The 15,127-nt window shown below is 34.8% G+C and carries 13 protein-coding genes; 7 read left to right on the top strand and 6 right to left on the bottom strand.

Annotated features, from left to right (window positions below):
• Positions 1–55 precede the first annotated feature (55 nt).
• Positions 56–949 carry a helix-turn-helix domain-containing protein gene (locus GSY47_RS04030; RefSeq protein WP_179003744.1) on the top strand — a complete coding sequence of 298 codons (894 nt, stop codon included), beginning with the start codon at positions 56–58 and terminating at the stop codon, positions 947–949.
• A 394-nt stretch (positions 950–1,343) separates the two neighbouring features.
• Here the strand turns inward: GSY47_RS04030 and GSY47_RS04025 are convergent, their stop codons facing one another.
• Both GSY47_RS04025 and GSY47_RS04020 read right to left on the bottom strand, forming a co-directional pair.
• The gene (locus GSY47_RS04025) at positions 1,344–3,497 is read right to left on the bottom strand and encodes a TonB-dependent receptor (RefSeq protein WP_179003745.1); all 2,154 of its coding nucleotides are present in this window, start codon (positions 3,495–3,497) and stop codon (positions 1,344–1,346) included.
• Between the two features lie 330 nt (positions 3,498–3,827).
• Positions 3,828–4,457 carry a nitroreductase family protein gene (locus GSY47_RS04020; RefSeq protein ID WP_179003746.1) on the bottom strand — a complete coding sequence of 210 codons (630 nt, stop codon included), beginning with the start codon at positions 4,455–4,457 and terminating at the stop codon, positions 3,828–3,830.
• Positions 4,458–4,725: 268 nt separating this feature from the next.
• Here GSY47_RS04020 and GSY47_RS04015 point away from each other — a divergent pair, with 268 nt between their 5' ends.
• The 4 genes from GSY47_RS04015 (at position 4,726) to GSY47_RS04000 (ending at position 8,563) form a co-directional block, all read left to right on the top strand.
• A complete protein-coding gene (locus GSY47_RS04015) occupies positions 4,726–5,778 on the top strand; it encodes a DUF1852 domain-containing protein (protein ID WP_218651406.1) in 1,053 nt (350 codons plus the stop codon).
• 30 nt (positions 5,779–5,808) lie between these two features.
• Positions 5,809–6,840 carry a methionine synthase gene (locus GSY47_RS04010; RefSeq protein WP_179003747.1) on the top strand — a complete coding sequence of 344 codons (1,032 nt, stop codon included), beginning with the start codon at positions 5,809–5,811 and terminating at the stop codon, positions 6,838–6,840.
• A 58-nt stretch (positions 6,841–6,898) separates the two neighbouring features.
• Positions 6,899–7,891, top strand: a complete 993-nt coding sequence (locus GSY47_RS04005) for a bile acid:sodium symporter family protein (RefSeq protein ID WP_179003748.1) — start codon at positions 6,899–6,901, stop codon at positions 7,889–7,891.
• A 219-nt stretch (positions 7,892–8,110) separates the two neighbouring features.
• Positions 8,111–8,563, top strand: a complete 453-nt coding sequence (locus GSY47_RS04000) for an Lrp/AsnC family transcriptional regulator (protein WP_047775354.1) — start codon at positions 8,111–8,113, stop codon at positions 8,561–8,563.
• 182 nt (positions 8,564–8,745) lie between these two features.
• Here the strand turns inward: GSY47_RS04000 and GSY47_RS03995 are convergent, their stop codons facing one another.
• Positions 8,746–9,126 (bottom strand): hypothetical protein, encoded by a 381-nt coding sequence (locus GSY47_RS03995; protein WP_179003749.1) that lies wholly within the window; start codon positions 9,124–9,126, stop codon positions 8,746–8,748.
• A gap of 55 nt (positions 9,127–9,181) precedes the next feature.
• Here GSY47_RS03995 and GSY47_RS03990 point away from each other — a divergent pair, with 55 nt between their 5' ends.
• Complete coding sequence (locus GSY47_RS03990) at positions 9,182–10,678, top strand: S41 family peptidase (RefSeq protein ID WP_179003750.1); 1,497 nt, start codon at positions 9,182–9,184, stop codon at positions 10,676–10,678.
• Between the two features lie 667 nt (positions 10,679–11,345).
• Here GSY47_RS03990 and GSY47_RS03985 read toward each other — a convergent pair.
• The 3 genes from GSY47_RS03985 to GSY47_RS03975 are packed head-to-tail and all read right to left on the bottom strand — an operon-like array spanning position 11,346 to position 13,676.
• Positions 11,346–12,401 carry an aldo/keto reductase gene (locus GSY47_RS03985; protein ID WP_179003751.1) on the bottom strand — a complete coding sequence of 352 codons (1,056 nt, stop codon included), beginning with the start codon at positions 12,399–12,401 and terminating at the stop codon, positions 11,346–11,348.
• 33 nt (positions 12,402–12,434) lie between these two features.
• Positions 12,435–12,878 carry a hypothetical protein gene (locus GSY47_RS03980; protein ID WP_179003752.1) on the bottom strand — a complete coding sequence of 148 codons (444 nt, stop codon included), beginning with the start codon at positions 12,876–12,878 and terminating at the stop codon, positions 12,435–12,437.
• Positions 12,879–12,914: 36 nt separating this feature from the next.
• On the bottom strand, positions 12,915–13,676 hold the full coding sequence (locus tag GSY47_RS03975) for an SDR family NAD(P)-dependent oxidoreductase (protein ID WP_179003753.1): 762 nt from the start codon (positions 13,674–13,676) through the stop codon (positions 12,915–12,917).
• 175 nt (positions 13,677–13,851) lie between these two features.
• Between GSY47_RS03975 and GSY47_RS03970 the strand changes: the two genes are divergently transcribed.
• Positions 13,852–14,766, top strand: a complete 915-nt coding sequence (locus GSY47_RS03970; RefSeq protein ID WP_179003754.1) for a helix-turn-helix domain-containing protein — start codon at positions 13,852–13,854, stop codon at positions 14,764–14,766.
• The last annotated feature ends 361 nt before the right edge of the window (positions 14,767–15,127 follow it).

Below are 15,127 nucleotides of genomic sequence, written 5' to 3'. Positions count from 1 at the left end.
AGAAAAATGAGGGCTTTTATTTTATAGCTTTGTAGTAAATCAAACTGTATTTAAGATGGAGGATATTATAAAATTTGATACAATAAGCCAATATAATGCTTTTAATAAGCAGGAAACCCTACATCCATTAATAAGTTTGGTGTACCTAGATAAAGCAGCCCCAAGGCAACATCGAAAGCTGCATTACAGTTTTTATACCGTTTTTTTAAAACAAATATACTGTGGCGATTTACGTTACGGGTTGAGTAATTATGACTATGAAGAAGGAACATTAATTTTTCTTGGACCAGGGCAGGTTATAGGACAGAATAGTGATGAATACTATCAGCCTCAGGGTGTTGCACTGGTTTTTCATCCTGATCTACTACATGGTACATCGTTGGGGAGAAAGATACAGAACTACAATTTTTTTTCTTATTCTTCAAATGAGTCTCTTCATTTATCCGAAGTAGAGAAGCAGATAATTCTAGATTGTTTTGCTAAGATAAATTACGAGCTTCGTCATGCAATTGACAAACACAGTAAGCATTTGATAACAGCTAATATTGAGCTATTTTTAGATTACTGTACACGTTTTTATGACAGGCAGTTCATTACAAGGGACACTGTTAATACAAGTGTTTTAGAGAAATTTGAAGAACATTTAAATAGTTATTTTTCTTCAGAAAAGCCTTTAAAGTTGGGACTTCCAGCCGTTGCATATTTTGCTGAAAATCTTCATTTATCACCCAATTATTTTGGTGATCTAATTAAAAAAGAAACAGGTAAAACAGCTCAGGAATATATCCAGACCAAGGTTATTGAGATTGCAAAAGAGAGAGTATTTGACAAGAGCAAATCCTTGAGTGAAATTGCCTATGAACTGGGGTTTAAGTACCCCCAGCATTTTACGCGTTTATTTAAACAACGGGTGGGTGTTGCTCCTAAAGAATATAGGCTTTTAAATTAGAATAACAATGTTGGTACAAAAGCACATGAAACAAAGTAGTATTTTAAGGTTCGGAAATTTCAGAAATCCAATTTTGAATTATTCTTGAATTGCAATAAGATATCCTTTATGGTTATGGGCAGACTGCAGTTTAATTTGTATTATATGATAGGTGTTGTCCTGAGTTGTTTTTAAATATAATGCTCTATTATACAGGATAAAGTTAAAGTTGTGGCCCTGAATATAGTCTGAATGCAAAATACGGATGATTGTTTAATCACTATCCTAAAAAGGCGTAGATTACCTAAAAAAAAGAAGCTGTCCGTAGGGACAGCTTTTGATCAAAAAAAAATAAAAAACAAGGTAACAATTACTAAGTATTACTTTTAAAATCGCTATATGAGAATAATTGATTCTAGAATGAATGTGAAAGACTTACCGTCATACGGGTTCCGTTTTCTTTGACATAACTCATATTATTGACCTGCCACTGTGAAATAACTGAGAAGTAGTCTTTGTTAAACAGGTTTTCTACTCCCAAACGAAGGGTTGTTTTTTTTCTAAAAATATAGCTTGTGGAAAGGTTAAAAGCCGTGAAAGCTTTAATAGGACCTGTGCCGTAAGTGTATGAACCGTTTACAGGTTTAAATCTATCCCTACCCGAAGTATTTATCATCTGGGTAAAAATTGACCAGTTTTCAATTGGTCTGTAAACAGCAAAAGCAGTTAATTTAGGCGGATTGATACGGTCTCCTCCAAGATATACATCACCTGTGGCAGTTTGACGTTTACCTTCGGTATAGGAGTAGTTTGCGCCTAGGTCAAATTTTGGATGGAATTTGTATTTAGCTCCAAATTCAAAACCGTATATTTTTTCCGGTGAGCGGGAAATCTGCGGGTTTCCGTCTATATACACATAAGAGGCCCCCAGTTTAGAAGTACTGTAAAAAACAGCTCCTTCATAGGATAAATCCGAAACAGCACCTGAGAAACCCACTTCGTAGTTATTAGCCACTACTGCTTTTATTGAGGTGTTGCTGACTGTGTTTTCTTTAGCGGCACGCAGGACAAGACCTAAATCAGCAACACTGAAACTTTGCGAAAAGCTGGCAAAAGGTTTGAAGGCATTCCATTTAGTGTAGCGAAGGCCAGCATTGAACATAAGCGTATTGAAATTCAAATTTCCGCCGCTAACAGCAATGCCACCTCCTACATAAGTGCTGGTTACATAATTTCGGATTGCAATTGTCGTGTAATCCGGCACAGATATATGAACATTCTCGAGTCTTAAGCCGGTTTTTAGTACTAAATCTGGCCCAAACATATTTTTGATCTGGAAATAAGGAGCTAGATTGGACATTTTCATTTCCGGAATAACCAGTCTGCCGTCAGTCAAATGGGTATCAGTTATATCTGAGAGAATGTCAAGCCCATAGGTTACGTTTCCATTAATAAGGGGGCTCATTTCATAAGGACTGTTCATATTAAGGCGGAATCCTAGTTTTTTACTTTGAGTTGCAGGCTGCCCATTGTTTTCGAAAAAGTCGCTGTAATTAATAAGTGTAAGATAATCCTGGAAATATAAAATAGCACTAAGATCTGTACGGCCTATAATATTCTTTGATGTATAGGTCAGACTTGCATTATGGTTGTACGGAGTTCCTTCAGGTTCTCCTGGTCTCTGGCCTTTTACCCCGATGGTCGGCCTGTCAAAGTTTCCATAAACACCAGCCTGCGCTATATAATCAGTAACCTGAGTGCTTTTGTAATAATTATACATGATTTCCAGACGGTTATCTGCATTGAAATCGTAGCCTAATTTAGCAAATGCATTCCAGTTTTTGAGATCATTCATACCATATTCAGGTGAAAGAATTCTTCCTTTTGCGTCGCGGTAAAGACCCGTTTCTTCATAACGGCCACTGACCACATAGTCGAATTTATTTACCTTTCCGCTGAAAAGCTGCGAAACAAAGAATCCAGCGGTTTCTTTTGGTTTGATCAGTGAAAAAGCGCTTCCAGTTTCGGTGGTACCACTGAAGGTTTTAATCTGGTCTGCCTTTTTAGTAATGTAATTAATTAGACCACCGTCAGCTCCGTTACCGTAAATAGCGGTAGCTCCTTTGATGACTTCCACACGGTCCAACGCTGCGGGATCCAGTGAACGGATGTCTTTAGCGCCATCCCTTAATGGAGTAGATTGGGGAATACCATCAATCATGACCAGAACACGGCGTCCCCTGAGAGTCTGTCCGAGGTTTGAAGTCCTGTTGGTACTGAATCCAAGTCCTGGTACAGAAGCCCCTAAGATGTCACTTAGATTGGTGCTTATGCTTAGCTGCTGTTGGAGCTGTTTTTTAGAAATAAGGGTTACCGAAGAAGGAACTTGATCCAAACTTTCAGGCTGTCTGGTGGCAGAGATTACAACTTCGTTCAATTCATTATCAGATTTTGATTTTTCTTTGATTGTATCTTGAACAGTCTGTTGTTCTGAATTATTATTGTTTGTCTGTGCGGATAGAGAATTTGCTGCTATAAGAAGCAGCATAAAGGGTAGGTAGAATTTCATTTTTACTTATTTAGACTTAATTAAAATAATCAAAAATAAACAAATAGAGTAGTTCACACAATCTTAAAATCATGATATTTGGATTACAGTTGCCATCAGTTATCTAAATATAAAGTGTAAGTATTTGATATTTAGAAGTATTCTTGCTACTGTGGTTGATTTGGTTTTAAAAAAAATGAAATATCTTAAGGAAATCTTAAGGAAAAGCAAGGGCTAAAACTTAAAAAATGTTAAAGCATATTTAATGAATTTTTTGATAATAAAATATGGTACAATCCAACGAAAATGACTTAGTTTTTATTAAAATTGTAAAATAATTTGGAGTAAATATTAATAAACTTTCGTTATCATTTCATCTATAGGCAAACGAACTTTTTTCGTAGCTGCCATATAGTCTTTTTCAGAATCACGATATCCTAAAGCGAGGATAACTGTTGAATGTAACCCTTTCTCTTTCAAACCCAAAACCTTATCAATAATGGCGGCATTAAATCCTTCGATAGGAGTGGCGTCCACTTTCAATTCTGCTGCAGCAATAAGCGCAGTTCCTAATGCAATGTAAGCCTGTTTGGAAGCCCAAATAGCTTTTTGCTCTGCGTCAATAGCGCCAAAATAGGCATGCAGTCCATTCCTAAATCCTAATAAGGCACCAGCATCAAGACCTCTTTGTTTTTCTGTCATTGCGATGTAATTGTCAATGTAAGTTGAAGACATGTCATTGAAGGCTGCAAAGACCAGCAAATGAGAGCAGGAGCTAATCTGTTTATTATATGAATCAGCACCTATTTTTTTTTGGATTTCTGGGTTACTTACAACAAAAACACGATAAGATTGCAGACCACAAGAAGATGCTGAAAGATTTATAGCCTCTAAGATTTGATCAACCTTTTCTTCTGCTACTTTAATGTTATTGTAAGCTTTTGCGGCGTAGCGCCATTTTAAATTTTCTATTAAATTCATTACTATATCTATCTTAAATTTCAGCAAATATAAATTATTAGTTTTTGTTTTCGAGTTTTTGAAGTGCCATGAAAAACTTCAAATCAGTCATATTCTGGTTCTCTAAAGAATAATTATCTGTTTTCCTTTATTATTATATTTTAAAAAAGATTAATAATCTTTAAAATTGATTTAAAAAAGAATAATTATCTGATTTTTTTTGTTTAGCAAAATATTAAATCTTTTATTTTAAAATTTGCAGGGTAAAAAAACTAAAACTTGTCATCAGATGAAAGCGAACATACAAGAAGATTTAAGAATAAGTGAAAAGCAGGATATTGAAAACTCCCAGAATACAATCAAGAATGATTTTGGATTCACACTAAAGAGTACCTGTTTAGATGAAAATTATCAACCCTCAAGTAAAACGCGTCTGACAACCAATTTTGCAAACTTGGCTAGAGGAGCTAATCGCCAGCAAAACTTGCGCAATGCCTTAAATATGATTAACAATCGATTTAATGCATTAGCTCATTTGGATAATCCAAAAGGAGATCGTTACCATCTGGAACTTGAAATCCTGACAGTAACAATGAGTATTGATGATAAGAATGGTAGTAATGATCTACCGATGATTGAAGTTTTAAAAACAAATATTATTGACCGTAAGACTGGCCAGCAAATCGAAGGGGTTGCCGGAAATAATTATTCTTCTTATGTTCGGGATTATGATTTCAGTATTTTATTGATCGAGCACAATAAAAATAAAGCTAACTTTTCTATCCCTGAAAATTTTGGTGATTTGCATGGAAAACTTTATAAGTGTTTTGTGAATTCAGATACTTACAAAGAGCACTTTAAGATGTCACCGATCATTTGTCTAAGTGTCTCGAGCAATAAAACTTATACTCGTACTGAGTACCAGCATCCAGTTCTGGGTTTTGAGTATCTGCAGAATGAGTATTCTCTCACTGATGAATATTTCTCTAAAATGGGTTTAAAAGTTCGATTTTTCATGCCTCCAAACAGCTTGGCACCAATGGCTTTTTATCATTCTGGAGATCTACTTGCTGATTATACTGATCTTGGATTAATCAGCTCAATCAGTACAATGGAGACTTTCCAGAAGATTTATCGCCCTGAAATTTACAATGCAAATTCAGTGGCTGGGAAAATTTATCAACCTAGTCTTAAACACGAAGATTATTCACTGACTCGCGTGGATTATGACCGCGAAGAGCGCAGCCGATTGGCTGTTGAACAAGGTAAATATGCAGAAGAACATTTCATTAAACCTTACAAAAGTCTCCTGGAACAATGGTCTGCTAGTTTTACCCTTTAATTGATTACAACGCATTAAAATTATACTATTATGAAAAAAATATTATTACCCACTTCTATTGTTGGAAGTTTACCCAAACCTGCCTGGCTTGCACCACCCGAAAAACTTTGGTCACCATGGAAATTAGAAGGCGATCAGCTGCTTGAAGGGAAACAAGATGCTTTACGCATTTCTCTGCAGGAACAACAATTGGCAGATCTGGATATTATTTGTGACGGAGAGCAGACACGCCAGCATTTTGTAACGACTTTTATCGAGCATTTAAGCGGTGTAGATTTTGAAAATCGTAAAACAGTAAAAATCCGTAACCGTTATGACGCGAGTGTTCCTGTGGTGGTAGGTGAGATTGCACGTCAAAGACCCGTTTTTGTTGAAGATGCTAAATTTTTACGTAAACAGACTAATAAGCCTATAAAATGGGCATTGCCAGGCCCGCTGACGATGGTAGATACTTTGTACGACGATCATTATAAAAGTCGTGAAAAATTGGCGTGGGAGTTTGCGAAAGCACTCAATGAAGAAGCAAGAGAACTTCAAGACGCAGGGGTAGATATTATCCAGTTTGATGAGCCTGCATTTAATGTGTTTTTTGATGAAGTAAACGATTGGGGAATGGCTGCATTAGAAAGAGCTATTGAGGGTTTACACTGTCAGACTGCGGTTCATATTTGCTATGGTTATGGAATACAAGCAAATACGGATTGGAAAAAGACATTAGGTTCTGAGTGGCGACAATACGAAGAAATTTTTCCGAAAATTCAAAAATCCAAAATTGATGTGGTGTCTTTAGAATGTCACAACTCCAATGTGCCTTTGGATTTAATGGAACTTGTTCGTGGTAAAAAAGTAATGGTCGGTGCCATTGATGTGGCAACAAACACTATCGAAACACCAGAAGAAGTAGCTAATACCCTGCGTAAAGCTCTTGAGTTTGTAGATGCCGAAAATCTTTACCCTTCAACAAACTGCGGTATGGCCCCGCTATCTCGAAACGTAGCTAGAGGCAAGTTAAGTGCTTTAAGCGCAGGAGCAGAAATTATACGTAAAGAACTTGGGATTTAGTCCCAATGTATTAATAATGGAGTCCGTGCCTCCACGGAAGAATAATATTTAAAACACATTGAAGAAATTATTAGAAGTATTAAAAAAAGCAGGTTTCGACGGTTTCCTTTTAATGATAGTCACCATGATTCTGATGGCTTATTTTTTGCCAAAACCGGGCATGGTCAAAGAACCTGTTTCGCTTGAAGAGATTGCCAATACTGGTGTTTCCTTGATTTTCTTGTTTTATGGCATGCGATTAAGTGTTGAGAAACTAAAAGTCGGGCTTTCCAACTGGAAAATGCACATTGTCGTCCAGTTGACAACCTTTTTATTTTTTCCGCTCATTGTTTTGGCATTTCGCCCGTTGTTTATCAATAACGGCTTCGAGCTGCTTTGGCTGGGTGTATTTTTTCTGGCAGCTTTACCGTCTACAGTATCCTCTTCCGTGGTCATGGTTTCCATCGCCAAGGGAAACATTCCCGCAGCCATTTTCAATGCAAGTATTTCCAGTTTGATTGGAGTAGTGGTTACGCCGCTTTGGGTTGGGCTGTTTATAGCTTCTGCGACAGGCGATTTCGATGTTACTCAAATCGTCATAAAGTTGATTCTTCAAGTCTTGATGCCTGTCATCATTGGTATAAGCCTCAATTCCCGTTTCGGCGCCATTGCCGAAAAATACAAGAAACAGCTCAAATACTTCGATCAGGCAGTTATTCTGACGATTATTTACACGTCGTTTTGCAAGTCATTTTCCGAACATCTTTTCGAAGGCTTTACTGTACTTGAACTTGTCGGATTAGCGGCAGGGATGATGACGTTGTTTTTTGCCGTATTCTTTTGTGTCGGACTACTTAGCCGCCTGCTTGGTTTTTCAGAAGAAGACCGTATTACGGTCTTATTTTGTGGGTCTAAAAAGTCATTGGTACACGGTACCGTTATGTCAAAAGTACTTTTTCAGCACAGTACCATCACCGGCATCGTATTATTGCCACTCATGCTTTATCACGCCTTGCAATTGATTGCTGCGAGCATCATTGCTCAGGGTATGGCTCGGCGAAAAGAAGTGTAATTTTTATTTATGGCGTGGCAATTTATCTTTTTTTCTGTAAAAGGTATCAAGAATAACGTTCCCGCTATAAAATAGTGCTTTTTAGATTTTTATACTGTGAAGATAAACGTTACAGTATGTTATGTTTTTAACTTGCGTAAAATAAGATTTTTGTATTGTTTTTGATTATATTTGAAGAATTTTATTCTGAATTCGAAATAAATTAAACCAAATTATTCTATGGAACAAATAGATGATATTGATCTTCAGTTATTAAATATACTACACGATAATTCTAAATACACTGTAAAAGAGCTAGCTAAAATGGTAAATCTTTCGGCATCGCCTGTTTTTGAGCGAATTAAAAGATTAGAAAACAATGGTTATATTAAAAAATATATTGCCCTGCTTGATGCAGAAAAATTAAATAGAGGTTTCATTGTTTTCTGTAATATCAAACTTAAACAGCACGATCGTAATATTGGGAACCAGTTTGTTAGTGATATTATGAAAATAGAAGAAGTTGTGGAATGTTACAATATTTCAGGAGATTACGATTTTTTAATGAAAGTCTCCGCCAAAGATATGAAGCATTATCAGGATTTTGTATTTAATAAATTGGGATCAGTTGAAAGCATAGGGAGTACCCAAAGTACCTTTGTTATGTCTGAGATAAAAAATATGTATGGATAGTGCCGCGATGGCTTAGTTATTTGAAATTTTACTTAGCTTTTGTGATGAAAAATGTATTAAGTACAATATTGGAATTATTATTAAAGATTTTTGATACATTTTTTATTCCGTTACTCTCCACAAAAAAAAACAGAACTGATGTTTGTAATATTACACCCAACGGGTTCGATTGAACTTTTCAATTAATCTGTGATTAATTTGAATTTTACAGGTTGAAAAAATATATTTGAATTTTTCTCAAAATAAATTCCGTTTTCTCTTTTATCTAATTTTACCTCGTAATTATGAATTATGGTAGTTTGTGCAATCACATTTACCTCGTAAGTATGTCCTGTTTTATTTGCTTTGGATATATCCTGAACAATACCATTAATCACAATCGATTTAGGAACAACAGCAGTATCATTTAATTCAAAACTAACTACATATCCTCTCTCACTATTCCTGTTATAACTTTTATATGTCTGGTTTTTAATATCTAAAAGTTGTGCGGAACAGGAAAAAAGAAAAAAAAGTCCAAAATAAAATAATAAAAAGAAGGATTTAGGAATACTATTTTTCATACTTTTAGCGTTTTACACCCACAAATTTAACTTAAATTAAACGATTGAAAAAATAATGAAATTAAAATATATTGTTAAGACATTCCTTATAGGATTGGTTTTTACAGCTTGCAGTAAGGATTCTGGTTCTAATGAAAATACAAGTACCGAGTCAGACGAGATTAACAACTTTGTTTGGAAAGCTATGAATTCTTGGTACTACTGGCAACCCAATGTTGCCGATTTGTCTGACAGCAAAATCGCTTCTACCGCAGCATATAACAATCTTATTAACGGAAAAACTCCCGATGCGCTTTTTTATTCACTCCTATATCAAAGAGGAACTGTCGATAGATTTTCTTGGATTGAAAATAGTAATGAGATAGTGCGGGTTTCAAAAATTGCAGAAGTCGAAAAAAAAGGTGGTTTTAGTTATGCAATTTATCCTAAAGACGCATCCAATACAAATATGGTAGCTTTAATTAACTACATTGTACCTGGCTCACCAGCAGCTTTAGCGGGATTGAAAAGAGGCGACGTAATTACAAGAATAAATGGAAACCAGCTTACTGCAAGTAATTATGACCAGCTAGAAAATACACAAGTCACTATTACCCTGGCAGCAAGTGTGCAATTTACAAGCAGTAGTTTAGTAACCACAGATAAAACAGGAACTGTAACTGTAACAAAAGCTGATATTGATGAGAACCCGGTTGCTTATTACGAAAAGAAAGTATATGGAGCAAAAAACATTGGTTATCTGGTTTTTAATGCTTTCAAATCCGATTATAATGACGAACTCAATGCGGCTTTTGCTAAAATGAAATCGGATGGAATTAACGAATTGGTTTTAGATTTAAGATACAATGGAGGTGGTTCATTAGAAACGGCAGTTGCTCTGGCTCAAATGATTAATGGCAGTTTTACCAATAAACCATATATTTATTTAGACTTCAATAATAAACATAATAGTGAAGACGGCTATGAAAATCTTTCCGAAAAAGTAAACATTTTTAACTTGGTTGATAACGAACCAACTTTTCTGAGAGAAGAAAGTATAAACAGTCTTGCTTTGACAAAAATATATGTGCTGGTGAGTTTTCAAACCGCTTCCGCCAGCGAGCTCACCATACAATGTCTAAAAAAATACATTAATGTAATCACAATAGGCGAAGAAACCGTGGGCAAATTTGTAGGCTCAAACACACTATACGATTCTCCTGCTTATGATTATATATCCTATTCCAATCGAAATACTAAACACAAATGGCAATTGCAACCCATTACTTTTTCATATTACAACAAAGACAAAGACGCAAATCCAGCGAATATTGAACCTGATTACGAAATTAATCCATATAGCACTTTCTTAAATCTGGTTGAATTTGGAAATATAAAAGATCCTTATTTGAATAAAGCTCTCGAATTAATTACGGGCCAAACTATAAGAACCACAGCAAAATCAAACAATCCTTCTTTGCCCTTAATAATTGACAATCTTACTGCATTCAATCCTACAAATACTGCCAAAGGTTTATATATCCAGGATTTTACAAGGCTGAAAAAACAATAAATAACAACGAAACTAAATTTAGAAATTAAAGTTATCAATCTCAACTAAATCTATTTCAATTTAGCACAAGTGCTCCTGCAGAATCCTTTAATGCAAAAATAAAAGCATTTAAAGAAGTAAGAAAAATAGATTTTTTTCTCTTCCGATTATCAAATCTTTTTGAATAATCCCCAACTTTTAAACCTGATCGACAGAATGTTTGGTTGTAAAGGCTTGAAAAATAAATATATATTAGAGCATAAAAAAAAGACAACTATATAATAGTTGTCTTTTTTGGTGACCTCTACGATACAAATTCACACAAATTTTATGCAGGATTTAAAGAAATTAGCCTATTTTCAAGTAAATTTATAAGAAAATACCTTTAAAAAATTCAAGAAGTGGTTTATTTGTGTGGTAGAGGTTAAAAGTTAAAAATGTTAAAACAGATGCAATTTAATTTATTTGGAGTCAATAGTTTTTGATAGAATTCAAGACAATAAAATTTAGTATAATTTAAAAAAAACGAATTAATTTATTGTAAAGTTATATAATAATCTGGAGATTATTCAGATCAAAAGACGATGGTTAATTTTGCTAATTTTCGATATAAAAAAATCAATTTAACTTATTAAATGTTGTTACTCTGAAGTTAAAAAATTGATCTATTTCTCTTGTGAAAATTCCTCTATTGTTGAAGCTTTTGCCCCCTTTTTGAAATTAACTGCTTGAATAAAGGAATGTTAAAATATTCAGGTTGCGGACCACCGCGAAGATTACGGTCAAGATTGTCAATTACAGTCATATCTTCAATACTAAGTTCAAAATCAAAAATATCAATATTACCTAAAAGGCGCTCATAGTGCTGAGACTTTGGGATTGCGATTAATCCATTTTGAATCTGCCAACGTAAAACAATTTGTGACGTAAATTTTTTGTACTTTTCTGCCAATTTTACTATAGTAAAATCCTGCAGCAGTCTTAGTGGATCAGTTGGATTTACCATTCCATTTGTAAAGATTCCACCTATTGGCGACCATGATTGCGTTTTAATTCCATTTTTATCATGAAATTCTCTTAACAACTTTTGGTTATGATATGGATGTAATTCAATCTGGTTAACGGCAGGTACAATTATTGTTTTATCCATTAAACGGGTTAAATGATCCTGTGTAAAATTACTTACTCCAATAGCGCGTATTCGTTTGTCTGCGTAAAGTTTCTCTAAGGCTTTATATGCTTCTATTGTTTTTTCAAAATCTGTAGGAACCGGCCAGTGCAGCAGGTATAAATCAAGGTATTCCACGCCTAGTAATTTCAAACTCTTATCAAATGCCTTCAGAGCATTATCATAACCAAAATCTTCAATCCATAGTTTAGTTGTGATAAAAAGCTCTGAGCGGTTAACGCCGCTGCGGGCTATACCTTGGCCAACTTCTTTCTCATTTCCATAATTAGAAGCCGTATCTACAAGTCTGTAACCATTTTTAAGAGCAAAACTGATATCATCGGCAGCCTGAATGGTAGGCAGCGCAAATGAGCCGACCCCCAGCAACGGCATATCTAGACCGTTGTTGAGTTTAACTAATGGCGATTTTGCTGAAGTTATGGGATTATTATTTTCCATAATAGTATTGTTTTTAATTCTGTTTTCTGAAGCTGTCAATTTGGTAAAAACACCGGAAATCGCCAAAGCTCCCGAGGCAAGACCTGTTTTTTTTAAAAAATCTCTTCGGTTTGTCATAATTCCATATTTTATTAATATTTAATTTTCAACTCATTTCTTTTTAACTGGAGGCTCTTCATTGTCACAACAAATAGCACAATTAGAGGTCTGCCAATAACACAAAACATCTGAATATTGGCAATAGCGGTACTGTGCCGTAGAAGGATGTGCATTGGGTATAGCATTCCATTTACAGTTTGGCGAGTGTGTTAGATTTGATTTAAAAGCAAATTCACGCTTATATTGAATCAAAACTTCTTTTAAAAGGGCTACAATTTCTTTATAACTATCAGCTTTAAATTCTAGATATCCACCTCTTGTTGGAATTTCAATATAAATAGCTTTTTGTGCTTTCAGGTCAACATGACCATTTTTAATCTTTGCATTACGCACCAGCTGTTCTATATTTTTCTTTACCTTGCTTTGCTGGGAGTATGAAAAATGAGCAGTGATCAGGAAGAAAAGTGAAAAACAGAAACAAAATATTTTTTTCATAATTTTTATTTTGTGGGCTAAAATCATAATACTTTATTATTTTATGGTATACCCCCCGTCAGGTGTTACAGCTTGTCCAATCATGAAACCTGCAGAGGGGCTGCATAACCATAGTACGGTTCCTGCTATTTCTTCAGCCTTGCCCATTCTTCCCAGTGGTATAGAACTTATAATGGAATCCATATGCTCTGGATGATCACCAACTGCATCAGCGACCATCGGCGTATCACTGGTTCCAGGGCAAATACAATTAATACGAATACCTCTCGCGGCGTATTCTAGTGCCGATGCTTTAGTCAGTCCAATAACGCCATGTTTAGCTGCAGTATAAGCACCAAGATTTGCAGTGCCAACTACACCGCTTTGTGAAGAGCAGTTTACAATGGCTCCATTCTCTTGTTTGCGCATCTGCTGTAATTCATATTTCATGCATAGCCAGATGCCTTTTAGATTTATGGCAATTGCTTTATCAAAATCCGTAGAAAGCGCATCCGCAGTTTCTGCCACAGGAACATGCATTCCTGCATTGTTGTAGGCAAAATCAAGTCTGCCAAATTTAGAAACGGTATTTTGCACCATCAATGCGACTTGTTCTTCGTTCGTAACATCACAATGGATAGCAAGTGCCTTAAAACCATCTTGAATTAATGATTCTGCCGCCGTTGAAACAGCTCCAAAGTTTAAGTCTGCCATTGTAACAGCAGCACCAGCTTTTGCAAATAACCTTGCAGTTTCCAGCCCTATTCCTGAGGCCGCACCTGTAATAAGAACTACCTTACTCTCAAAATTGTAAATCATGATTTATGTTGTTTTATTATATGTCATATTTTATAAATGCAAAATTAGAGCATAATAAAAGGTATGCCTTATACAGATTACTTGATTACTGTCCTGTTTTACTGTTTTTCGAGTATAGGCAATGAGATGTTTTATCTAATTGATACATTTGTGATTAGATTTAAATAATTGTACGATGGATGAAAAAGAAGCAAATTTCGACAGTGTTGAAAAATATAATGATTATGGAGGACAACAAACTTTGCATCCATTAGTAAGTATCATTGATTTATCTAAGGCACCTAAAAGTTCTGTCAAAAAGATGTACATGGGTATTTACGCAATTATATTCAAAGATAGACATTGCGGATCTCTAGGTTATGGACGCAGCTCTTATGATTATAATGAAGGCACATTATTGTTTTTTTCTCCAGGACAGGTAATTACCCTGGATGATTCTGAACAACTGCATCAGCCTATGGGGTATGCTTTGGCTTTTCATCCAGATTTTCTTCACAGAACAACTTTAGGAAAGAACCTATCTGAATACAGTTTTTTCAATTACGATATGAAAGAAGCATTGCATTTATCATTAAACGAACAGGCTGCTATATTGGATTGTTTTGCTAAAGTAAAAGAAGAAATTGAGAGGCCTATAGATAATCATAGTAAACGTGTAATTATTGCAGCGATAGAATTGCTGCTTAGTTACTGTATTCGTTTTTATGACCGTCAGTTTATAACACGTGAAAAAATGAACTATGGTGTTTTAGAACGATTTGAAGATTTACTTCGAAATTATTATCAGAATAATTTACCTTTAAAATTAGGGTTGCCAACAGTACAGTATTGCGCATCTCAACTTTTTTTGTCTGCAAATTATTTTGGTGATTTGATAAAAAAAGAAACAGGAAAATCTGCTCAGGAGTATATACAGAATGTTATTTTAAACATTGCTAAACAAAAAGTTGCTGATCCTAACAGATCCATAAGTGAAGTAGCTTATGAGTTAGGCTTTAAAAGTGCATCTCATTTTTCTAAACTTTTTAAGCAGAAATTAGGGCAAACACCCAATGAGTATAGAGGAAAAATAAAAATTAATATTAATTAAGGTGGTGAGTTTATGCATAAAAAAATGCGCCAATTGTCTTCAATTGGCGCATTTTGAATGTAGTGACCTCTACGATACAAATTACAAATCATTTTATGCAAGATTTAAAGAAATTGGCTTATTTTCAAGTGAATTTGTAAGATAATTATTTTGAATTTCTATTTGGAAGCGGTTTGTATGTATCGTAAGGGTTAAATGTTAAAATAGTTAAAGCATATGTTTTAATTTGGTTCAAAAGTGCAAACCTTTAATAAATTAAGTGCCACAATTTACCATAAAACTTAGAATAGTAAAATATCTTTAAAAAACGCATTAATTTTTTTAGCAAGAACGGAGGCAGCTACGGATAAAAAATAAACAA

It is taken from the genome of Flavobacterium quisquiliarum, from assembly GCF_019308285.1.
Lineage (GTDB): Bacteria > Bacteroidota > Bacteroidia > Flavobacteriales > Flavobacteriaceae > Flavobacterium > Flavobacterium quisquiliarum.
This window is presented reverse-complemented; position numbering and strand designations above follow the sequence as displayed.

Excerpts from the sequence above, each read along its gene's own strand:
- GSY47_RS04000 (WP_047775354.1), top strand. The coding sequence starts at position 8,111 with ATGGAACAAATAGATGATATTGATCTTCAGTTATTAAATATACTACAC.
- GSY47_RS04025 (WP_179003745.1), bottom strand. The coding sequence starts at position 3,497 with ATGAAATTCTACCTACCCTTTATGCTGCTTCTTATAGCAGCAAATTCT.
- GSY47_RS04020 (WP_179003746.1), bottom strand. The coding sequence starts at position 4,457 with ATGAATTTAATAGAAAATTTAAAATGGCGCTACGCCGCAAAAGCTTAC.
- GSY47_RS04015 (WP_218651406.1), top strand. The coding sequence starts at position 4,726 with ATGAAAGCGAACATACAAGAAGATTTAAGAATAAGTGAAAAGCAGGAT.
- GSY47_RS03990 (WP_179003750.1), top strand. The coding sequence starts at position 9,182 with ATGAAATTAAAATATATTGTTAAGACATTCCTTATAGGATTGGTTTTT.
- GSY47_RS04030 (WP_179003744.1), top strand. The coding sequence starts at position 56 with ATGGAGGATATTATAAAATTTGATACAATAAGCCAATATAATGCTTTT.
- GSY47_RS03995 (WP_179003749.1), bottom strand. The coding sequence starts at position 9,126 with ATGAAAAATAGTATTCCTAAATCCTTCTTTTTATTATTTTATTTTGGA.
- GSY47_RS03985 (WP_179003751.1), bottom strand. The coding sequence starts at position 12,401 with ATGACAAACCGAAGAGATTTTTTAAAAAAAACAGGTCTTGCCTCGGGA.
- GSY47_RS04010 (WP_179003747.1), top strand. The coding sequence starts at position 5,809 with ATGAAAAAAATATTATTACCCACTTCTATTGTTGGAAGTTTACCCAAA.
- GSY47_RS03980 (WP_179003752.1), bottom strand. The coding sequence starts at position 12,878 with ATGAAAAAAATATTTTGTTTCTGTTTTTCACTTTTCTTCCTGATCACT.
- GSY47_RS03970 (WP_179003754.1), top strand. The coding sequence starts at position 13,852 with ATGGATGAAAAAGAAGCAAATTTCGACAGTGTTGAAAAATATAATGAT.
- GSY47_RS03975 (WP_179003753.1), bottom strand. The coding sequence starts at position 13,676 with ATGATTTACAATTTTGAGAGTAAGGTAGTTCTTATTACAGGTGCGGCC.